We start from the raw sequence: 21757 nt of genomic DNA on the forward strand, positions 1-21757 counted from the left end.
ACCATCCGCAAACGCGCGGCGAAGAATATGGCGTCCGGTCACGAACCGAACGCCGGTTTGTCGCAAAGCCGTCATACAGTAGACCTAGCGGTCTGCCATCTGAACCGAAACGAGGACATCATGACCCTGAATTTCCGCACTGCCGCATCGGCTCTCGCCCTGGTTGCCCTGGCTGCCTGTAACAACGCTGGTGGCGGCGGCGAAGCCCGCGATTCCATCCACGCCGTGGGCTCGTCCACCGTCTATCCTTTCGCCACCCGCGTGGCAGAAGCATTCACCCGCAACACCGGCAATTCCTCGCCGTTGATCGAATCGACCGGCACGGGCGGCGGTATGGGCCTGTTCTGTGAAGGCGTCGGCGCGAACACGCCCGACATCGTCAACGCCTCACGCCGCATGAAGGCGAGCGAATTCGAGACTTGCCAGGCTAATGGTGTGGAAAACATCACCGAAATCCAGGTTGGTATGGACGGCATTGCCTTCGCCTCAGCGAACGGCGGCATCGATTTCGACCTGACTCCGGAAATCGTCTACCGCGCCATTGCCGCGAACCCTTACGGCGAAGAGCAGACCAACGAGATGTGGAGCGACATCGACCCGTCGCTGCCCAACAAGCCGATCCTGGTCTACGGCCCGCCGGCCACATCCGGCACGCGCGATGCGCTGGTCGAGCTGGTGCTGATGCCCGGCTGCGAATCCGGTGACGGCATGGCCGAACTGGAAGAGCAGGACGAAGACCGGTTCGAGGCGGTCTGCACCGAAGTGCGCAGCGACGGCGCCTATGTCGAACAGGGCGAGCAGGACAACCTGATCGTGCAGAAGATCGAAGGCAATGCCGATGCCATCGGCGTGTTCGGCTATTCCTACCTCGAAGAAAATCTCGACCGCATCCACGGCCTGACCGTGAACGGGGTGGAGCCGACCTACGAGAACATCTCCAGCTTCAACTACGTCGGCGCGCGTCCGCTGTTCATCTATGTGAAGAACGCGCACCTGGATGCCATTCCGGGCCTACGTGATTTCATCGCGACGTGGGTAGAGTCCTGGGGAGCGGGCGGTCCTCTGGCCGAGGTGGGGCTTGTGCCCAATCCCGAAGACGTTATGGCACGCCAGAACTCCGCCGCGACCGAGTTTACTCCGCTCGCCGCATCTGACCTTCAGTAGGACCTGACCAGAGACCCATGTCGGCCAGCACCCTGATCCTATTAGTCCTTGGACTCGGGCTGGCCGGCTGGCTGGTCGCGCGTTCGCGTGCCGCGATGTTCCGGCGCGCGAACGACGGCAAGCGGATTGCTTCGCTGCCGAACTACCACGCGTGGTACGCCGCGCTGTGGATCGTCGTGCCGACGTTGCTCTTCGCGCTCGTCTGGTCGCAGATTGCCGATAATCTCGTGATTCAACACGTTCTTGCCAGCCCTGCGGCGGCAGACCTGCCCGCTTTCGGGATGCAGCGCCAGACGATGCTGGCAGAGGCCCGCGCGGTCGCCACCGGCGCGGCCTCGGGCGTCTTCAATCCGGCAGCCGCCGACCTCGTCGAACCGTTCGAAGAAGCGCTCACCCGCTACAACATCATCGGCATGGTGGTGACGCTGCTGATCGCGCTTGCAGGCGGGGCCTGGGCGTTCCTGCGGCTGAAACCCGATTTCCGCGCCCATACCAGGGTTGAACGGGCGGTGCTCAGTCTCCTGCTGATCGCATCGCTCGTCGCCATTCTCACCACGCTGGGCATCGTTGCCAGCCTGGTGTTCGAGACCGTCCGTTTCTTCGGCATGGTCAACCCGATCGACTTCCTGACCGGTGTAAACTGGTCGCCAAATCCGATGACCGACGGTTCGAACCCCGATCCCGAACGCTACGGCGCGGTGCCGCTGTTCTGGGGCACATTCTTCATCGGCGTGGTCATCGCGATGATCGTGGCAATCCCAATGGGCATGATGAGCGCGATCTACCTCAACCAGTATGCCGCCCCGCGCGTGCGCACCTGGCTAAAGCCCGCGCTGGAGGTTCTCGCCGGGGTGCCGACCGTGGTCTATGGCTATTTCGCCGCGCTCACCATCGCACCCGCCATCCGTGACATCGCCATGTCGCTGGGGGTGCAGAACCCGTCCAGCGAAAGCGCGCTGGCTGCGGGCCTTGTGATGGGCGTGATGATCATCCCGTTCGTCTCCTCCATGGCGGACGATTCGATTGCCGCCGTCCCGCAGGCCATGAAGGACGGCTCGCTCGCCATGGGCGCGACGCAGAACGAAACGATCAAGCGCGTGCTAGTGCCCGCCGCCCTGCCCGGAATCGTTGCCGGGATCATGCTGGCAATCAGCCGGGCCATCGGTGAAACCATGATCGTGGTAATGGCCGCCAGCGCCACCGCGCGCCTTTCGGCCAATCCGCTGGAGGCGATGACCACCGTGACCTATCAGATCGTGGCCAACCTTACGGGCGAAGCGAGCATGGATTCCGCGTCCACCCTTGCCGCCTTTGCGCTGGGGTTCGTGCTGTTCCTGGTGACGCTGGTTCTCAACATCATTGCCCTGCGCATCGTGAAGAGGTTCCGCGAAGCATATGAGTAACGTCGCAACCTCCGGGGCCGAAAAAGTCCGTCCCACGCGCACGGCCGCCTTCGAAGCGCGGCTGAAGAAGCGTTATGCAGCGGAACGGCGATTCAAGGCCATCGGCCTTGGCGCGATCGTCTTCTCCATCGCCGTGCTGATCTTCCTGCTTGTCACCATGGCACTGAACGGCCTTGGCGGTTTCCAGCGCACCGAACTGCGCGTGCCGGTAGACTTCGTAAATGCGCCGGTCACCATTCCGGCCAATCCCGACGACGAGCGCGCCGTCGTGCAGTCGCTGGAACGACAGGGCATGCGCGACATCATCATCTTCAGCGCCGAACAGGCGCTGGGCGAAGAGGGCGCGGCCCATGTGAACAGCGAAGCATGGCGGCTCGTGGCACAGGAAATCGCCGCCGATCCCAGCCTCGCACGCGGGCAACAGGAATTCTGGCTGCCCACGGACGAGGACCTCGCCAGTGCCTACGCCGGCGATGGCAGTGCGGACCTGCAACCCCTGGCCCGGCGCCTGGCGGAAGAAGGCCACCTATCCGACAATTTCGATAGCGGCTTCCTCTCTCGGTCGGATGCTACCGATCCCCAGCTTGTCGGCATCTGGGGCTCGCTGAAGGGATCGATACTGACGATGATCGTTACCCTGCTGCTCGCGTTTCCCATTGGCGTGCTGGCAGCTCTCTACCTTGAAGAATACGCGCCGAAGAACCGCTGGACCGACCTGATCGAGGTGTCGATCAACAACCTTGCCGCGGTTCCGTCGATTATCTTCGGCCTGCTCGGTCTCGCGGTGTTCCTGTGGATATTCCCCAGCTATCGCTCCGCCCCGCTGATCGGCGGCATGACGCTGGCGCTGATGACGATGCCGGTGATCGTTATCGCGGGTCGCAACGCCATCAAGGCCGTGCCGCCGTCGATCCGTGACGGGGCGCTCGCTATCGGTGCATCACCGGTACAGGTGGTGTTCCATCATGTTCTCCCGCTCGCCCTGCCCGGTATCCTGACCGGCACCATCATCGGCATGGCCCGCGCGCTTGGTGAAACCGCCCCGCTGCTGCTGATCGGGATGCGCGCCTTCGTCGCCAGTCCGCCCGATGGCTTTACCGACAATGCGACCGTGCTGCCGATGCAGATCTTCCTGTGGTCCGATGAAATCGACCGCGGGTTCGTGGAACGCACCAGCGCGGCGATCATCGTGCTATTGATATTCCTCCTGCTGATGAATGGCCTCGCCATCTATCTGCGCAATCGATTCGAGAAGAAGTGGTGATGGCCGAAATAGCTGACAGCCCGCTGGCAAATCAGGCGAAGAAGTCGCTCGAGCACGAGAACATCGAGACCGGCGAACCCAAGATGCGCGCCCGCGATGTCGATGTGTACTATGGCCAGAAGAAAGCCATCGATAGCGTGGATATCGACGTTTACACCGAGTTCGTGACAGCGTTCATCGGCCCGTCGGGCTGCGGCAAGTCCACCTTCCTGCGCGCCCTCAACCGCATGAACGATACCATTCCCTCCGCCCGCGTCACCGGCACGATCGAGCTGGACGGCGAGGATATCTACGCCAGCGGCATGGACGTGGTGCAACTGCGCGCCCGCGTGGGCATGGTGTTCCAGAAGCCCAATCCCTTCCCGAAATCGATTTACGACAACATTGCCTACGGTCCCAAGATCCATGGTCTTGCCGAAGCCAAGCCCGACCTCGACAACATCGTGGAGAAGAGCCTGCGCCGCGCCGGCCTTTGGGAAGAGGTGAAGGACCGCCTGGCAGATTCCGGCACCGCGCTTTCCGGCGGCCAGCAGCAGCGCCTGTGCATTGCCCGCGCTATTGCGGTGGATCCTGAAGTGATCCTGATGGACGAGCCATGCTCCGCACTGGACCCTATCGCTACCGCCAAGATCGAGGAATTGATCGACGAACTGCGCGGTCGTTACGGCATCGTGATCGTGACCCACTCCATGCAGCAGGCTGCCCGCGTTTCGCAGCGCACTGCCTTTTTCCACCTCGGAAACCTGGTGGAATATGGACACACCTCAGACATATTCACTAATCCTGTCGAGAAGCGCACGCAGGACTACATCACAGGACGGTACGGTTGATGGTCGAACATACAGTCAAGGCATTCGACGAAGACATCACGCGCCTGCGCGGCCTGATCGCGGAGATGGGCGGACTGGCGGAGGTCGCGATCCAGCAGGCGCTGCAGGCGCTGGTGAACGGTGACGAGACGCTGGCCGCCGAAGTGGTGGAGCGCGACGCCAAGCTCGACGCGCTGGAAACCGAAGTCGACGCGATGGCCGTGCGCGTGCTCGCCCTGCGCGCGCCCATGGCGGACGACCTGCGCGAGATCGTCGCCGCCCTGAAAATCGGCGGCGTGGTGGAACGCATCGGTGATTACGCCAAGAACATCGCCAAACGCGTGGGCCGCATCGAAGGCCGCACCAAGTTCGAACCGCTCACACTGCTGCCCGCGATGGGAGAGGTAGCGGCGGAAATGGTGCACGACGTTCTCACCGCTTACGCCGCGCGCGATCCGGTAATGGCACGCGAAGTGATCCAGCGCGATGACAAGGTGGACGCGTTCTACGACAGCATCTTCCGCAACCTCGTCAGCCACATGGTGGAAAATCCCGCAACCATCAGCAGCGCGGCGCAGCTCCTGTTCATCGCGCGCAATCTGGAACGGATCGGCGACCACGCCACCAATGTCGCGGAAATGGTCCACTATTCGGCGACCGGCAGCTATCCCGACGATATCGAACGGTAAAAATGCTGCGGTCGCGCGCAACCCGGCCTCTTGCAACAAATCTGACACAGAATTGAAATAACAGGGTTCCGACGGCATTCTGCCTGACGCCGCGATCCAAGGGGCCTGAATACGATGTCTGCGCCGAAACTGCTGCTTGTCGAAGACGACACCGCGCTTGCCGAATTGCTAGAATACCGTTTCGAAAGCGAGGGCTACGATGTTCGCGTGACGGCCGATGGCGACGATGCGCTCATCATGGCCGCAGAGGATACGCCCGATCTCGTGATCCTCGACTGGATGATCGAGGGCACCAGCGGGATCGAGGTGTGCCGTCGGTTGCGCCGCGACAAGGCTACCGCACACGTCCCCATCATCATGCTCACCGCGCGCGAGGCCGAGGATGACCGGGTGCGCGGGCTGGAAACCGGTGCCGACGATTACCTGACCAAACCCTTCTCACCGCGCGAATTGCTGGCCCGTGTCGCAGCCGTCCTTCGGCGCGTACGCCCTGCCCTGGCCGGGGAGACGATCGAAGCGGGCGACCTTCGTCTCGATCCGGTTGCGCACCGGGTCGAACGGCGCGGCCACACCTTGCAGATCGGGCCGACGGAATATCGCCTGATCAAGTTTTTCATGGAACATCCGCGCCGCGTATTTTCGCGTGGACAACTGCTGGATGCCGTCTGGGGCACAGGTAGCGAGATCGAGGAGCGTACCGTGGACGTGCATATTCGCCGCTTGCGCAAGGCGATCACCGTGGAGAACGCTCGCGATCCGATCCGTACCGTACGCTCTGCGGGCTACGCACTTGAGCCTGTCTGAACGGCGTATAGGTAATGTTGCGCAGGTGCCGTTTTAGCCTACGGTGATAATGCAGGCTATATCGGGAACGAGATCAAAAACCGCGCGTTTTCAGATAGGTCGCGTGTCAATATTGCAACGGTTCGGCGCAATCGGGGCACGGTCAACGCAGAAAAACCCTGTTTCGGCTTCACATCGGGGAGCTTTCGCAGTAGGGCCAAATTAACGCAGAGCGCCTCCGAATTAAGAGGAACACAAATGAAGAAGATTATTGCAAGCACCATCGCCGCCGGTCTGGTGGCTGGTACCACACTTACAGCGGCGGCCAACCCGGTCGTGCGCGACGCCGCTACCATGGCTCAGACCGAGCGTCTGGGTGGCGACGATGAAGAGGGCGGTGCTGGCACTTTCCTGATCGTTCTGCTGGGCGCAGCCGCAGCTGCCGGCGTGGTGTTCCTGATCGAGGACAACGAAGACGAAGACGTTCCTGTCAGCGTCTGATTATCCGTTTCAAACGGTTACGAAAACCCTCGCTTCGGCGGGGGTTTTTTGTTGTCTGATGTCCGGGTCGATAGCTCCTACCTTGGGGTAGTCGCGTTTGTCCTTCTCCGTCAGCGGCAGGCCCCCATCGCCGGATTGCGTCCCTGATCGAGGTGAAAGTGATCAGCATGGGCGGCGTTGTAATCCGGTGAGAGCACCGTCCCGAAGCTGTTACAGGCGGCATCGCGTACCGCCGCGAGGAATTGCCCTTCGGCCTGTCCGTTATTCCAGTCTCGCAGCACGCTGACAGTGCGGCCGTCGGCAAGGCGAAAACCGGCGATGTCGATGGCATTGCCGGTGGCGTGCTCACTCCATTGCGCATCGGCATCGCCGTACATGCGGCGGCAGCTGTATGTGCCCAGTTGCTCTAAGCGCTCGACCCTTGTTCCGAGCATCTCCTCGGCCAGCGTCTGCACGTCCTTTTCCAGCCACAGTACCATGCCGGCGGCCACCGGGCAGGTCATCTGCGGGAACCGCGGCGCGAATGGTACGCTGCCGAGCGTCAGCCGGTCTTCGCGGCGGCACGCGCCCTCGCCTGTTTCCTCCAGCGGCGAGAAGGTCACCTCGCTACGCTCCAGAACTGTGTGGCACTGCCCGATATCACCCCGGAGGGCGGACAGCTTGGTCTGCGTTGCCCATCCGCGCTCGTCTCGCAGGTCCAGTGGCGCCCACGGGTTGTGCTGGGGGTTTTCTGCCATGAAGGTCCGCCCTGCCACCAGCAGCGCCAGCACTACCAGCGCGAAGGCCAGCTTGCGATCATCTACGGGAGGCCGGGGCCATTTGCGTTTGCGCGCCATTATCAATGAAAGTCGCGGGACTTGGGAATGATCCGGAGATTGCGCGGATGCCCTCTCGTATTCGGTAACTGGTCGATCAGGTCGCGCGGACGGATTGCCTGGTTGGCAGGATCCTCGGCGCCGCTGCGCAGATCGTCGCGTGGATTGACCTTGCTGGTGAGGGGGCTGTTAACGTGGTCGGCGCGCGCAACCGGCGCGTTGAGCAGGTCGTCCGAGAGGCGATGCAGGTCCTGCGTCGCATCGGTCATATGCTGGGCGATGACGTGGATGACCTCGTCATCGTATTCCACCCGGCCACGCACTTCCATCAGGCGCGCGCCCATTACCACGGTGCGCTGCTTTTCCTTGAGATCGGGCCAGACGACGAGGTTGATCACGCCGGTCTCGTCCTCCAGCGTAATGAAGCACACACCCTTGGCGCTGCCCGGTCGCTGACGGATCAGCACCACGCCCGCGACCTGCACCATGGAACGGAACTTGCGGTCGCGCAGATCGCAGGCGCGCACGAAGCCGCGCTCTGCCAGGCTGGCGCGCAGGAACGACATCGGATGTGCCTTCAGGCTGAGGCGTGTTGTCTGGTAATCGGCCACCACCTCCTCCGATAGCGGCATCCTCGGCAGGATCGCCCTGCCCTGCTCCGCGCCCTCGTCGCGCTCGTCAGCATGGGCGAACAGCGGCAGGTCCACCCCGCCAACAAGGCTGCGCGCATCCCACAAGGCCTGCCTGCGCGACATGTCCATCGAGCCGAAGGCATCGGCGCTGGCAAGGCGTTCGACGTGTCCGACAGGAATACGCGCGCGGTCGCGCAATTCGACAACATCGGCATAAGGTCCGCCCTCTTCGCGCGCAGTGACAAGCGCTGCAGCGACATGTTCGGGCAGGCCGTCTATTTGCCTGAGACCCAAGCGCAGGGCGATGTGGCGATCGAGGCGGCCTCCCTTCGCATCGTCTCCCTTGCCGATTACCTCCAGCGTGCAGTCCCAATCGCTGCGGTTCACGTCCACGGGCAACACCCGTACGCCGTGCTCCCTCGCGTCACGCACGATCTGGGCAGGCGCATAGAAGCCCATCGGCTGGGAATTGAGCAGGCCACAGGCGAACGCGGCGGGGAAATGGCATTTCAGCCAGCTGGATACGTAGACAAGATGCGCAAAGCTGGCAGCGTGGCTTTCAGGAAAGCCGTATTCGCCAAAGCCGCGAATCTGGTTGAAGCAGCGCTGGGCGAAGTCGCGGTCGTAGCCGCGCGTCACCATGCGCTCCACCATCATGTCCTGAAGCTCGTCCACCATGCCGCGGCTGCGGAATGTGGCCATCGCCTTGCGCAGCCGGTTCGCCTCGGCTGAAGAGAACCTGGCCGCATCCAGCGCGATTTTCATCGCCTGTTCCTGGAAGATCGGCACGCCCAGCGTACGCTCCAGAATGCTGGAAAGCTCATCGGGCGGGCCATGATCGGGCGACGGCGCGGGGATCTGCACCTGCTCCGCCCCCCGGCGGCGCTTGAGGTAGGGGTGCACCATGTCCCCTTGGATCGGGCCGGGCCGCACGATGGCGACCTGGATCACCAGATCATAGAACTCGCGCGGGCGCAGGCGTGGCAGCATGTTCATCTGCGCGCGGCTCTCTACCTGGAACACGCCCAGCGAATCCCCCTTGCGCAGCATCTCGTAGGTTTCCGGATCCTCGCGCGGAACACTGGCCAGCGTCAGCGGACGGTCGTGATGGGTCTCCAGCAGGTCGAGGCATTTCTTGATGCAGGTGAGCATGCCCAGGGCCAGCACGTCGACCTTCAGGATACCCAGCGCCTCGATATCGTCCTTGTCCCATTCGATGAAACTGCGATCGGGCATGGCGCCGTTGCCGATCGGCACGGTTTCAGTAAGCGGGCCGTCCGTAAGGATAAAGCCGCCGACGTGCTGGGACAAATGGCGTGGCATACCAACCATTTGTTCGGTAAGTTTCAGAACACGGCGCAGATGCGGGTCGCTGATATCCATCCCGGTTTCCGCAGCGTGCTTCTCGCTCACTTCCTTGCCCCACCCGCCCCACACGGTTCGCGCAAGGGCGCTGGTCACGTCCTCGGACAGACCCATCGCCTTGCCCACCTCGCGGATCGCCATACGCGGGCGGTAATGGATGACAGTTGCGGTGAGACCCGCCCGGTGGCGACCATACTTCTTGTAGATGTGCTGGATCACCTCCTCGCGCCGTTCGTGCTCGAAATCGACGTCGATATCGGGTGGCTCCTTGCGCTCTTCGGAAATGAAGCGGTCGAACAGGAGCTGGTGCTTGGCGGGGTCGACACTGGTGATCTCGAGGCAATAGCAGACCGCCGAGTTCGCCGCGCTGCCCCTGCCCTGACACAGGATCGGCGGATCGACCGAGCGGGCGAAATCGACGATATCCTTGATGGTGAGGAAGTAGCGGGCAAGTTCGAGCTTGCCGATCAACGCCAGCTCGCGTTCGAGCGTTTTCTTCACCGTATCAGGCAAGCCACTGGGATACCGCCGTTTTGCACCTTTCCAGGTCTCGCTTTCCAGATAATCCTGCGGGCTCATGCCCTCAGGGTAGATCTCTTCCGGATATTCGTATTTCAGCTCGTCGAGGCTGAACTCGCAGGCATCGGCCACCGTGCGCGCCGCCGTGATGGCGTGGGGCCAGCGCGCGAACATCGTCAGCATCTGCTCCGGGCTTTTCAGATGCCGTTCCGCATTGGCATGCAGCAGGTGCCCGGCGCGCGCCACGGTGGTCTTGTGGCGGATGGCGGTCATCACGTCCTGCAACGGGCGGCGGTCGGGCGCGTGGTAATGCACGTCGTTGGTTGCCAGCAGGCAAAGGCCATTGGCGCGGGCGAGAGCATCAAGCCGGTCGATCCGGGCAATATCGTCACCGATGTAAAGGTAGCTGGCAGCAAGGTGGCGCAGCGCAGGCAAGCCAGCGGCGAGATGCGGCAGGATATCGAACAAGGTGCCTGTCACGGCCCCATCCCTCACGCTGCCGTCGAGCGCGATGACGTTGCTCGCCCACCCGGGCACGGTGAACTCTTCACGCAGATCGCACGGGGGGATGAGGACGAGTTGCACGCCCTCACCGTGCTCGGCCAGCATGGCGAGGCTGATGTCGCACACACCCTTGTCCTGCCAGCTGCCATCCAGCTTGCCCATGCGGCCTGCAGAGATCAGCGTGGTAAGACGGCCATAGGCGGCCCGGTCCTGCGGATAGGCGAGGAAGGCAAGCCCCTCGACGGTTTCGATGCGGCAACCGATGACGGGACGCATCTTCAGCGTCTTCGCCTCCGTATGCACGCGCACCACGCCGGCCAGGGAATTGGCATCGGCAATCCCGATAGCATCGTAACCCAGGCTGCGCGCGGTCAGCACGAGATCCACCGCATCGGACGCACCGCGCAGGAAGCTGAAACAACTGACGAGACCGAGTTCGACAAAGGCCGCGCGCGGCGGCGCGTCTATGCCATCGGGATCAAGCTCGATCGTGCGCTTGGGAAGAACGTCGCTATCGGGCACGTCACGCTATCGGATCACTGCGCCAGCTGCGCGAGCCGATCCTTCAGCGCCGCAAGGTCGGCGGCGAACAGGCGTTCCTGCTCCGCCTTGGCGTCACCATCCAGGCGCAGGAGGTAGGACGGGTGCGCCGTCACCCACAGCTCACTACCATCGTCGAGAGCGAGTGGTTCACCACGCACTTTCGAGATGCTGACCGTCTTGCCCAGCATTGCGCGCGCCGCGCTGGCACCCAGCGCCAGCACCACTTTCGGCTTCACGATGGCGCGCTCTGCCTCGTGCCACCAGCGGCACACGTCGATTTCCTTGGCCGTGGGCGACTGGTGCAGACGGCGTTTGCCGCGCTGGACATATTTGAAATGCTTCACCGCGTTGGTGACATAGGTTTCGCGTCGCTCGATACCGGCTTGCTCCAGCGCGGCGTCCAGCACTTGCCCGGCAGGACCGACGAAGGGCTTTCCGGCCTGGTCCTCCTGGTCGCCCGGCTGTTCGCCCACGATCATCAGAGCGGCATCATCCGGCCCTTCCCCCATCACCGCCTGGTTATCGAGATTGCCGATGGGGCATTTACGGCAGGCGTGAATGGCCTTGTCGATGGCCGCCAGTGTTTCGGGCCGGTCCTCGAATTCAAGCGCGCCTGCATCCACCATCTCACTCTCCCGCCTCTGCGCGCCCGCCACCAGCTCCGGAATGAGCGCGGCTTCGGGCATGTTCTTCCAGTACTTGCGAGGCATTTCCTTCAGCATGGCCCCGATCTTCAAACGCGCGGGGTTGAAGATGGATGCATAGTACTTGCGCCAGAGATCCTCGGCCGGATCGCCCTGCGGAGCGTCGGACTTCTGCGCAGGCCCGCTTTCCCGCAGCGTCTCACCATCCCAGTGGATGCAGCCGCGCGGTGTCAGGATGGACCAGTGCATGTTGGCAAAACGGCGCACGAAGAAGCCCGCTTCGCGCCGCACGATATGGTGATCGGGCTCGAACCAGGCGACATAGTGCTCGTTTCCCTCATCGTCCTCCACCATGCGAAAGCGGACGAAGGCGTGCATCTTGTGCGCATCGCGGCGCACGGACTTGTCCATATCCTCCAGCCGGCGCACCTGGCTGTCGGCCTTGTCTTCCATCAGCCGCGGGTTCGACTGCAAGCGCCACAGCATGGCATAGAGCAGGGAAAATCGTTCCGGGTCAGAGTGATGGCAGACATTCTTCGCAATCGAAAGGAACCGCTTGCTGGCGCGTATGATCTTGTCATCTTCCGGCACCGGCAATCGCTTGTCGCCGTGGCTGAACAGCGAACCATTGCCACCCGGCTCTACCCAAGCAACACGGTCTGGCGGCACGTCGCACTGGACAAGCTGCCGCGCCCGCTCCCGCCAGAAAGCGAAGTCGTCCGGCTCCGGCATGTGCACCACGTAATAGGTGCCAAGTTTCACGTGCTGGAGCGCCGTCATGCCGCGAACAGCTCCAGCTGCTCCTGCTTCGGTGCGAGCAGGCTGCGCAGGTCTGCCCGGTCAGTCAGCAGCGTGGGGCGCCAGTCGGCCGTGCAGATAAACGGGCGCACTTTCGCCACAGAGACGGTGAGCTTGCCCACGTCATCCAGCCGCAAGGTGCGATGGCGGCGCGACGCCAGTATCTGCCCCACCGCCCGCGTGCCAAGCCCAGGCACCCGCAGCAGATCTTCCCGGCTCGCGCGGTTCACGTCCACCGGAAAACGGTCTCGGAATTTCAGCGCCCAGGCCAGCTTGGGATCGATATCGAGCGGCAGGTTCCCGTCCGCCTCTGTCGCCTGCATCACCTCTTGCGGGGCAAAGCCGTAGAACCGCATCAGCCAGTCGGACTGATAGAGCCGGTGCTCGCGCATCAGCGGCGGACGCTTCAGCGGCAGCACGGCGCTGGCATCCGGAATGGGCGAGAAAGCGCTGTAATAGACGCGGCGCAGCTTGAAATTGCCGTAGAGGCGGCTGGCCTTGCCCACGATGTCGCTATCCGTCGCGGCATCGGCGCCCACGATCATCTGCGTCGATTGACCGCCCGGCGCAAACCGGGGGGCGTGCTTGAACCGCTTGCGCTCATCCTTCGACTGGCGGATCGCCATCTTCATACCGCCCATCGCACCTTCGATCTGGCGGCTGTTCTTGTCTGGCGCGAGGCGGGTGAGCCCGCTGTCGGTGGGCAGTTCCACGTTGATCGACACCCGGTCCGCGTAAAGGCCCGCCTGGTGCGCCAGTTCCGGATCCGCTTCGGGAATGGTCTTCAGGTGAATGTAACCGCGAAAGTCATGCTCCTCGCGCAGGATGCGCGCGGTTTCCACCAGCAGTTCCATCGTGTGATTGGAGCTCTTGATGATGCCGGAGGACAGGAACAGCCCTTCGATATAATTGCGGCGATAGAAAGTCAGCGTCAGGTCCGCCACTTCGCGCGGAGTGAAGCGCGCGCGGCGCACGTTGCTGCTCTTGCGGTTGATGCAATAGTGGCAATCGAAGATGCAGTGATTGGTCAGCAGTATCTTCAGCAGCGAAATGCATCGGCCATCGGGCGCATAGGCGTGACAGATGCCCATCCCCTCGGTCGAGCCGACACCCTTGCCGCCCGTAGAGTTACGCTTGGCCGTGCCAGACGACGCGCAGGAGGCATCGTATTTCGCTGCATCCGCAAGGATTTCCAGCTTTTGCATGGTGTCGAGCGCGGTCATTTGTTCTTTATATGTTCTAACTCGTGATTCGCCAAGGCATTGCTGCCAGACAGCAAGAATTACGCGATGAGTTGCAGCCGGGCGGGTTGCGAAGAAATCGCGAATTAACCACGCATCTTCGGGCAGGCTTAACCAACGCGGCCCCACGCAGGATCCGATAACAAAAAGGGGCCCCGCCATGAAACTGTTCGCGCGCACGAAACCTGTGTCTGCTCCGGAGCGGCGCAGCGGCCCGCGAGTGCGCGTGGACTGCCTTGCCACTCTGCTGATGCCCAGCGGCAATCGCTTCGGGCGCGTGTTCGACATCTCCACCAACGGTGCGCGCGTGGTGACGCAGGATCCCCCGGCGAAGGGCGTGTCCGCCATTCTCGACTGGAACCTGCACGAAGCCTATTGCCACGTCATATGGACAAAGCCGGGCATGTGCGGCGTGGAGTTCGATAAGCCCGTCCCCCAGCGTGTGATCGACGAACTGGTAGAAGCATCAGGCGCCGGGCCGCGTCTGGTCCATTCCGCACCGGGCGACGAAGGTGAGAGCAAGAGGCGTCCGCCGACCCGCTTCGTCGGTTAGGGACAGAGCAGCCCTGAGAATATTGCCTCGCCTCAGGCGAACAGACCTTGCAGATACCAGTCGGGCATACCGCCGCGCCCGTCTGTTGCCAGGCCATTGCGGTAGATCCAGTAACGGCGCCCCTGTTCGTCTTCGACGCGGTAATAGTCGCGCAGGCGGGTGGAGCCTTTTTCGCGCCACCACTCAGGCGCGATGCGTTCCGGGCCTTCGACGCGGGCCACTTCGCACACCTCCCCGCGCCAGCTGAAGCGGCGAGGATAGCCTTCGGGCGCGGCGTAGAGCACGGAAATCCGCTCCGGCCGGTCGAGCAGCTTGAGGGGCCGGGTATGGAAAGCGAGCTGGTGCTGTTCGGCAGGTTCCGGTTCCAGCGGCGGCTGCCAGCCTTGCGCGCGTTCCGGGATATGGCTGGCGCGCGGCACCGGGCGCTGCACCGCGCCCCTGCCCAGCCGCGTGGTGAGGCGATCCATGCAAGCGGCGAGCGAGGTGCCGTGCTGTTCCGCGGCGGCTTCCAGGTCCGACTGGTCCAGTCCCAGTGGCTGCGACCAAGCGGCGCGGAGGCGCAGCATCTCTATGCCGAAGCCGGCGTCGATATCGTCGAGCCGCTCGGCAAACAGGCGGACCATGTGATCGGGATCGCGGGTGGCCGCGGCCATTTCCAGTTCGCGCACCAGCACTTGCCCATCCACGCGCCACAGGCCCAGTTGCAGGCGGCGCGCGCCCTCACCCTTCGCTTCCAGCGTGCGGGCCATGTCCTGCGCCAGATCGCTCACCACGGTATCGAGCAACTGGCGATGGCGGATAGGTTCCATCAGGCGGCGCTGCACCATCGGGGCGGTGACGGGGACGACGGGCAGCAGCGGCTCTGGCACGCGGCCCAGCAACTGGTCCATGCGAACAAGCGGGTTGGCGGCAGGCGACTTGCGGTTGCGGAAGCGGCGCTGGATGGCATCGCGTCCCCGAATGTCGTTATGGCCAGTGCGGTCGCGCCCCTCCTCTATGCCTGCCAGATCGCCCAGCCGCTTCAGACCCAGGCGCTTGAGAACAAGGAGCACATCGTTGTCGAGCCGCAATGCGGCCACGGGCAGGTCGGCGAGACGGGCCTGCATGTCCTCGTCGGGAGAGAGGATCGCGCCCCTTTCACCCACGCGTCCGGCGAAGTGCGCCAGCGCCCATGCCGCGCCCGCCGTGGGAGCAATGGCCGCGCGGGTAGCAAGGCCACGAGCCGTGCAGCGTGCGTCGACATCGGCCAGCAGGCGACGCTCCCCGCCGAACAGGTGGGCAACGGCGGTCACGTCGACCAGCACGCCATCGGGCGCGTCCATCGCGCTCCACGGACCCCAGCGCATCGCCCACAGGGCCAGGCGTTCGAGGAAAGCGAGGTCGCCCGCGGGATCGCTGGGCCGCACTTCGATGGCCGGGCACAGGGTGCGGGCATCGGCCAGCATCATGCCCCGCGCCGCGCCCGCTGCGCGTGCGGCAGGGTTCGCAGCATCGATGCGCGGGCCGTGGGCGGTTTCGGTGATCAGCGCCAGCGGGGCGGCATCCGGCCCTTCCCCGCGCTGGCAGCCTTCAGAGTGCCGCCAGCGATCGAGCGCCAGGTCCGCGCACCAGATCGCCATGATCCGGCGTGGCGGTTTCGGATGCGGTCTCTGGGGCTCTCTCTGCGGCGAGACGTTCTGGCTCATCGCGCAGTATCCATTCTCCGGGTGGGTGGGCACGGGCGCGGAACAGTTCGGCATGCCAGGCCGGGCGACCGGGCGCAGCCACGTTCCAGCGCGGCGGGGCGGAGGGCGCGCTGGTGAGGCGCCAGCGCATGCGGGCAGAGCTGAGATCGGCCTCGGCCTCCAACCGCACCAGCAGCAGCGGCACGCCGTGTTTCTCCGCTGTGAGAGTAAGGCGTCGCGAGGCGGTGAAATCCAGCGCGCGCGGATTGCCCGCCACTTCGCCCACGACCACGGCGAGATCGCGGCAGCGCAGCCCCTCCTCCATGGCGAACAGCGCATCCTCTGGCGTTTTCGCAGCGACGTGGATCAGACGGTGGCGCAAGTTTTCGGGAAGCCCTGCGCGGTAGGGGCGGCCGCCCAGCTTGATGGCACGGGCATCCTGCACCCACAGCACGCTCCGCTCTTCCAGGGCAGATACCTCGCCCCCTTTCAGCGCCTGCCGGGCAAAGGCAAGCGCTGCCCCTACCCCGACGCCTTGCGTGGCGGGGGCGAATATCTCGCTGTGCAGAGGCAAGGCCGCATCCGGCTGCCATCGCGGATTGCGGGCAGCACGGGTGGCCAGCTCCGCCGCTTTGGGCAGTGTGCTGGTGTCCATGACGAATCGACTCCTATGTTCCTATTATGTTCCACTACCGCCCTTGGGGCAAGGTCGGAACCACTGCCGCACCCGTCACGTTGAACGGATAAAGGAGACACTCATGACCTCGAATCACGACCTCAAGCAGAAATTCTGGAAATCACTGGCGGACAGCCCGTTCATTTTCCTGGAACTGGATGCGGATCCCAAGACCGCCGTGCCCATGACCGCGCAACTGGACAAGGATGCCAACGGTACGATCTGGTTCTTCACCACCAAGGATCACACCTTCGCCCAGGGCGGCCCCGCTACCGCGACCTTCGCTGGCAAGGGGCACGACATGTTCTCGCGCTTCAGCGGCGTACTGAGTGAGGAAACCAGCAAGGAACGCCTCGACAAGCAGTGGAGCAAGACGGTTGAAGCCTGGTTCCCGGGTGGCAAGGACGATCCCAACCTGCTGATGCTGCGCATGGACCTTGGCGAAGCGGAAATCTGGAACAGTGATCTTGGCTTCGTGGACAATGCCAAGATGCTGTTCGGCTTCGACGTGCGCGAAGATGCACGAGAGGAACATGCCCAGACCGTGCTGTAAGCCAGCACCCGGAAACAAAAAAGGGCCGCCGCTCCCAAGGAGTGGCGGCCCTTTTTCGTACGGAAATGAATTTATTGGCCGAGGATGCTAGGGAATATCCCCACGAGCAGGATGGCGATCAGCGCTATCGGACACAGCCAGCAAACCAAAAACCGCCAGAACAGGTGCAACCCGCCCCCAAGGCCGTTCTCGCTATCCACCAGTCGCTTGTTGGCGATCCATCCGACGAAGATCGACGTGAGAAGCGCACCAACCGGCAAGGTGATTTTTCCGGTAAACGTGTCCAGCGTGTCGAGAACGCCCATTCCTTCGAACATTGGCAGGAAACCCAACGGGTGAAACCAGGCCAGCGAGCCGGTGGAAAGCGCCGAAAGGATGCCGATGATGGCTGCAAAGAACGTCACCATGCCCGCCGCGATCGGACGGGTAAAACGGAACCGGTCGATGACCCAGGCTGTCGGCACTTCCATCAAAGCGACAGAACTCGTCAGGGCGGCAAATCCGACCATGATGAAGAAGGCCAGCCCCAGCAGCGAGCCGCCGGGAATTTCCTGGAATGCATGCGGCAGGGTCTGGAACATCAGGCCAAGGCCGCCATTCGGAGCGAGGCCTGCAGCAAAGACGATGGGGAAGATGCAAAGGCCTGCCAGCAGCGCCACGGTGGTATCAGCCGTCGCGATGATCCCCGATGTGACACCGAGGTTCACGTTGCGCCCGACATAGGACCCGTAGGTGATCATTCCGGCGACGCCCAGCGACAGGGAAAAGAACGCCTGTCCCACAGCCGCCAGCATGACGGGACCCGTCAGCTTGTCCGGCTCGAACGTGAAGAGATAATCCAGCGTCTGCCCCATGGCGCCGCCGAACATCCCGTAGATCGTGATTCCCACCAGCAGCAGGAAGAAGGCAGGCATCAGGTAAACCGCCACCTTCTCGATCCCGCCGGAAACACCGCGCGCCACGAAAAAGATGGTAATGGCGAGGAAGACGAGATCGAGCGTCACAGTCATCCCGCCATTGGCGATCATGGCCGGGAAAATCCCTTCCACTTCCTCCACGCTAGAACCTGCAAACGCACCGCCGGTTATCCCGGTGGTGAACAGATCGCCTAGGAAAGTGCCGATGTAATAAAGCACCCAGCCGCCAAGGACGCAGTAGAAGCTGAGCACTACGAAGGCCGAGAACACCCCCAGGCTGGCTACATGTTCCCAGGCAGTGGAGCGGCGCGATTGCTCGGCCATCTTGCGGAAACTTTCGGGCGCAGCAGCCTGTCCGTGCCGCCCGATAAGGGTTTCTGAAAGCAGTACGGGCAGGCCGATCAGGATGACGCAAAAAATGTAGAACAGGACAAAGGCACCGCCGCCGTTCGCCCCCGCCTCGGCAGGGAAGCGCACCAGATTGCCGAGACCGACCGCAGAACCGATCGCTGCAAGGATGAATGCGGTGCGCGACGACCAGCCATCCCGTGCCGGTCCCGATTGCGTAAGTGCCATATTTTTTTGTCCTCTCGGCCCGAAGTGGTTGCGTCATGCAATTATTTTCCGCCCGCGTCGAGGGGGGTAGTCCCGCCGCTCCACGGGTGCACACGTTGCATTGCCCTACTACGACGCGCTATCGCGCCTGCAACACCCGTCCTCAGGCGCGAATCCAAGGTTACCCATGTCCACGACTTTTCAGCTCGACACCTCCACCAGCCGCGCCAACCCCACGCCGCAGCCGATGAAACGGCTGACCGTGCCGAAAATACGGGCGCGCAAGGCCGATGGCGTCACCCAAGAACCTTTGGTGATGCTGACCGCCTATACCGCACGCCAGGCCCAGTTGCTCGATCCCCATTGCGACCTGCTGCTGGTGGGGGATTCGCTGGGACAGGTCATCTACGGCCTGCCCTCCACCATTCCCGTCACGATGGAGATGATGGGCAACCACGCGGCCGCGGTGGTGCGCGGAAGCTATCACTCCGTTGTCGTGGTCGACATGCCTTTCGGTTCTTACGAGGCTTCGCCCGAGCTTGCTTTCGAAAGTGCAGCGCGGCTGCTGAAGGAAAGCGGCGCGGCCGCAGTCAAGCTGGAAGGCGGGGAAGCGATGGCGGAAACCGTCGCTTTCCTCGTGAAACGCGGGATTCCGGTGATGGGTCACGTTGGACTGACACCCCAGGCCGTGAACGTACTGGGCGGATATGGCGCGCGCGGCCGCAGCGATGCAGAGGCCGAGAAGATTGTCGGCGACGCTAAGGCGTTGGACGAAGCGGGTGCATTCGCCATCGTGGTAGAAGGTGTGATCGAACCCATCGCCATTGCCGTGACGCAGGCAGTGTCGTGCCCGACCATCGGCATCGGCGCTTCTCCCAAGTGCGATGGCCAGGTGCTGGTGACCGACGATATGCTCGGCATGTTCGAACGCGTGCCGCGCTTCGTGAAGAAGTACGAGGACGTAGCGACGACCATTTCCGAAACAGCCGCCAGATATGCCGCAGAGGTTCGCGATCGAAGCTTTCCCGGTCCGGACCAGCTCTACCAGCCCAAATAGACATCGGACCCTTCGCCCGCCGAAGACGTTCCCTTTCCAACTTCTCTAGCAACGGATCATCCACTCGCATGGCGACCCTGCTACGCTATTACACATTTTCCCTGGTCTTCACCGCGGCCTGTTTCGCGCTGGGGCTATGGTACGGCATTTCCAGCACTGGAACCCTTGCGGGCGTGCTGGAGATACTGTGGATCATCCTCATCCTGTCGATCCTGGAAATATCGCTCAGCTTCGATAACGCAGTGGTGAACGCATCCATCCTGAAAGAGATGGATGAGAAGTGGCAGCAGCGTTTCCTGGTCTGGGGTATCGCGATCGCCGTGTTCGGCACGCGCATCGTGTTTCCGCTGGCCATCGTGGCGATTGCCGCCGGTATCGGCCCGATCGAGGCCATAGACCTGTCGCTGAACGATCCCGAAAGATACGAAGAGATCGTATCCGGCGCGCACATCGGCATTGCCGGCTTTGGCGGCGCGTTCCTTGCGATGGTGGGTCTGAAATTCTTTTTCGATGCCGACAAGGACGTGCACTGGATTGGCGTAATCGAACGCAACCTTTCGAAGGTTGCCGTGCTTCCCGCCATCGAAATCGGCGCCTTGCTGCTGGTCTTGTGGGTGATCTCCCTCCAATTACCCGATGCGGAATCGCTGACCTTCCTCACCGCCGGCGTGCTGGGCCTGGTCACCTACATCGCTGTCGACGCGCTCGGCGAATATCTCAACATGCGCGAGGAGACGCGCAAGAACGCGTCCGGCGAAGTGATGCGCTCGGGCCTGGGCGGCTTCCTCTACCTTGAAGTGCTGGACGCTTCGTTCAGCTTCGACGGGGTTATCGGCGCGTTCGCCCTGTCCAACAACATGATCATCATCGCACTGGGCCTCTCCATCGGCGCCATGTTCGTGCGCTCGATGACCATCCACCTGGTGCGCAAGGGTACGCTCTCGGAATACCGCTTTCTGGAGCATGGCGCTTTCTGGGCGATCATCGTCCTGGGTGCGATCATGCTAACCTCCGCCGTGCTGCACATTCCGGAGACCATCACCGGGCTTATCGGTGGCGCCCTGATCGGCCTGTCGTTCTGGTGGTCCCTGCGCCATAACCGGCGCGAGGCGACAGAGGTCAAGGATGCGCTGACCCCCGACTGAGCCGCGCGGCCACCGGGGCGGAAATGATCATCTGGACAAGGTGATAGGCAAGAACCGGAAGCAGGACGAGACCAGCCGTCGCAGGCGGAAACAGCACGCTCGCCAGCGGCGCACCAAGCGCGATGCTTTTCTGCGCGCCCGCAAACAGGAAGGCGATGCGGTCTCCGCGGGTGAGTGCCAGGGCTCCCCCCGCCAGCCATGATCCTGCGAAGCCCAGTAACAGGAACGCGCCGATCAGCAGCGCGAGCCACGCCCAGGCCGACAGGCTGACCAGTGTCCAGAGCCCCTGCTCCACGGCTGCCGAAAACGCGACATAGACGGCTATCGCAATGGCGCTGCGATCCGCCCAACTCAGCAGCGTGCGATTTTCTGCCACGAAATGGCCGGCCTGCTTCTGGAAAATCTGTCCAAGGGCGAACGGCAACAGCAGGATGAGGCCAATCCGCTGCAACCCGTCCAGATCGATCCCCACATCGCTGCCTGCCGCCAGAGACAGCAGTGGCGCGGTGACAAACACGCCGAGAATGTTGATGACACCCGCGGCGACGACAGAAGCCGCCACATTGCCGCCCGCGATCGAGCAATAGGCCGTTGCCGACTGGACCGTGGATGGTAGCAGGCCGAGAAACAGCAGGCCCAAGGCAACAGTCGGGGGCAGCACACTCGCACCAATCTGCGATAGCCCCCAACCGGCCAGCCCCATGACGCCAAAGACCCAGACGATCAGCGGCAGAAGGAAGCGCGCGTTGCGCACGCCCTTCAGCACCTGCTCTCTTGGCAGGCGCAGGCCATTCAGCAGGAACAGGAAGAAAATGGCGGCATCTGAGATCACACGGGCCACGTCGCGCCCCTCCCCGGTGACCGGTGCCACACTGGCGAGCGCGATCGCCAGCAGCAGTAACCGGACCAGGGGATCGAAGAGGTTCTTCACGCGCGCGATCATCGCCACGCGCTGTGCCGCTG

At 63.1% G+C, this 21757-nt stretch carries 19 protein-coding genes; 11 read left to right on the top strand and 8 right to left on the bottom strand.

What is annotated here, in order from left to right:
- The first annotated feature begins 120 nt into the window (after positions 1–120).
- The 7 genes from D2V07_RS01480 (at position 121) to D2V07_RS01510 (ending at position 6613) form a co-directional block, all read left to right on the top strand.
- Complete coding sequence (locus D2V07_RS01480; protein ID WP_119584246.1) at positions 121–1164, top strand: substrate-binding domain-containing protein; 1044 nt, start codon at positions 121–123, stop codon at positions 1162–1164.
- 17 nt (positions 1165–1181) lie between these two features.
- Positions 1182–2567, top strand: a complete 1386-nt coding sequence (gene pstC / locus D2V07_RS01485; protein WP_119584247.1) for a phosphate ABC transporter permease subunit PstC — start codon at positions 1182–1184, stop codon at positions 2565–2567.
- Positions 2560–3831 carry a phosphate ABC transporter permease PstA gene (gene pstA, locus D2V07_RS01490; RefSeq protein ID WP_119584248.1) on the top strand — a complete coding sequence of 424 codons (1272 nt, stop codon included), beginning with the start codon at positions 2560–2562 and terminating at the stop codon, positions 3829–3831. The genes pstC and pstA overlap by 8 nt, the downstream gene beginning before the upstream one ends.
- A gap of 83 nt (positions 3832–3914) precedes the next feature.
- Positions 3915–4661 (top strand): phosphate ABC transporter ATP-binding protein PstB, encoded by a 747-nt coding sequence (gene pstB, locus D2V07_RS01495; RefSeq protein ID WP_233548229.1) that lies wholly within the window; start codon positions 3915–3917, stop codon positions 4659–4661.
- Entirely contained in the window at positions 4661–5329 is a 669-nt protein-coding gene (gene phoU, locus D2V07_RS01500; RefSeq protein ID WP_199698703.1) for a phosphate signaling complex protein PhoU, read from the top strand. The genes pstB and phoU overlap by 1 nt, the downstream gene beginning before the upstream one ends.
- Positions 5330–5443: 114 nt before the next feature.
- Positions 5444–6133: a phosphate regulon transcriptional regulator PhoB gene (gene phoB, locus D2V07_RS01505; protein WP_119584251.1), complete on the top strand. Its 690-nt coding sequence runs from the start codon at positions 5444–5446 to the stop codon at positions 6131–6133.
- 237 nt (positions 6134–6370) lie between these two features.
- Positions 6371–6613, top strand: a complete 243-nt coding sequence (locus D2V07_RS01510; protein WP_119584252.1) for a hypothetical protein — start codon at positions 6371–6373, stop codon at positions 6611–6613.
- A 110-nt stretch (positions 6614–6723) separates the two neighbouring features.
- Here D2V07_RS01510 and D2V07_RS01515 read toward each other — a convergent pair whose 3' ends face one another.
- The 4 genes from D2V07_RS01515 to D2V07_RS01530 are packed head-to-tail and all read right to left on the bottom strand — an operon-like array spanning position 6724 to position 13656.
- Positions 6724–7449 (bottom strand): extensin-like domain-containing protein, encoded by a 726-nt coding sequence (locus tag D2V07_RS01515; RefSeq protein WP_119584253.1) that lies wholly within the window; start codon positions 7447–7449, stop codon positions 6724–6726.
- Between the two features lie 2 nt (positions 7450–7451).
- Positions 7452–10970, bottom strand: a complete 3519-nt coding sequence (locus D2V07_RS01520) for an error-prone DNA polymerase (RefSeq protein WP_119584254.1) — start codon at positions 10968–10970, stop codon at positions 7452–7454.
- Positions 10971–10984: 14 nt separating this feature from the next.
- Positions 10985–12415 carry a UdgX family uracil-DNA binding protein gene (locus tag D2V07_RS01525; RefSeq protein WP_119584255.1) on the bottom strand — a complete coding sequence of 477 codons (1431 nt, stop codon included), beginning with the start codon at positions 12413–12415 and terminating at the stop codon, positions 10985–10987.
- A complete protein-coding gene (locus D2V07_RS01530) occupies positions 12412–13656 on the bottom strand; it encodes a putative DNA modification/repair radical SAM protein (protein ID WP_233548195.1) in 1245 nt (414 codons plus the stop codon). The genes D2V07_RS01525 and D2V07_RS01530 overlap by 4 nt, the downstream gene beginning before the upstream one ends.
- A gap of 178 nt (positions 13657–13834) precedes the next feature.
- Between D2V07_RS01530 and D2V07_RS01535 the strand changes: the two genes are divergently transcribed.
- A complete protein-coding gene (locus tag D2V07_RS01535; protein WP_119584256.1) occupies positions 13835–14227 on the top strand; it encodes a PilZ domain-containing protein in 393 nt (130 codons plus the stop codon).
- Positions 14228–14259: 32 nt separating this feature from the next.
- On the opposite strand, the gene D2V07_RS01540 is transcribed toward D2V07_RS01535, so the two are convergent.
- Positions 14260–15846 (bottom strand): DUF6504 family protein, encoded by a 1587-nt coding sequence (locus D2V07_RS01540; RefSeq protein ID WP_119584257.1) that lies wholly within the window; start codon positions 15844–15846, stop codon positions 14260–14262.
- Entirely contained in the window at positions 15797–16546 is a 750-nt protein-coding gene (locus tag D2V07_RS18660; RefSeq protein WP_199698704.1) for an ImuA family protein, read from the bottom strand. The genes D2V07_RS01540 and D2V07_RS18660 overlap by 50 nt, the downstream gene beginning before the upstream one ends.
- 103 nt (positions 16547–16649) lie before the next feature.
- Here D2V07_RS18660 and D2V07_RS01550 point away from each other — a divergent pair, with 103 nt between their 5' ends.
- The gene (locus D2V07_RS01550) at positions 16650–17120 is read left to right on the top strand and encodes a pyridoxamine 5'-phosphate oxidase family protein (protein WP_119584258.1); all 471 of its coding nucleotides are present in this window, start codon (positions 16650–16652) and stop codon (positions 17118–17120) included.
- Positions 17121–17191: 71 nt separating this feature from the next.
- Here D2V07_RS01550 and D2V07_RS01555 read toward each other — a convergent pair whose 3' ends face one another.
- Complete coding sequence (locus D2V07_RS01555; protein ID WP_119584259.1) at positions 17192–18613, bottom strand: sodium-dependent transporter; 1422 nt, start codon at positions 18611–18613, stop codon at positions 17192–17194.
- 166 nt (positions 18614–18779) lie between these two features.
- On the opposite strand from D2V07_RS01555, the gene panB reads away from it, so the two are divergent.
- Entirely contained in the window at positions 18780–19649 is an 870-nt protein-coding gene (gene panB, locus D2V07_RS01560; protein ID WP_119584260.1) for a 3-methyl-2-oxobutanoate hydroxymethyltransferase, read from the top strand.
- A gap of 68 nt (positions 19650–19717) precedes the next feature.
- Entirely contained in the window at positions 19718–20794 is a 1077-nt protein-coding gene (locus D2V07_RS01565) for a DUF475 domain-containing protein (protein ID WP_199698705.1), read from the top strand.
- On the opposite strand, the gene D2V07_RS01570 is transcribed toward D2V07_RS01565, so the two are convergent.
- A complete protein-coding gene (locus D2V07_RS01570) occupies positions 20769–21737 on the bottom strand; it encodes a bile acid:sodium symporter family protein (RefSeq protein ID WP_119584261.1) in 969 nt (322 codons plus the stop codon). The genes D2V07_RS01565 and D2V07_RS01570 overlap by 26 nt on opposite strands.
- Between the last annotated feature and the right edge of the window lie 20 nt (positions 21738–21757).

Source organism: Aurantiacibacter zhengii (genome assembly GCF_003584125.1).
In the GTDB taxonomy this organism is placed as follows: domain Bacteria; phylum Pseudomonadota; class Alphaproteobacteria; order Sphingomonadales; family Sphingomonadaceae; genus Alteraurantiacibacter; species Alteraurantiacibacter zhengii.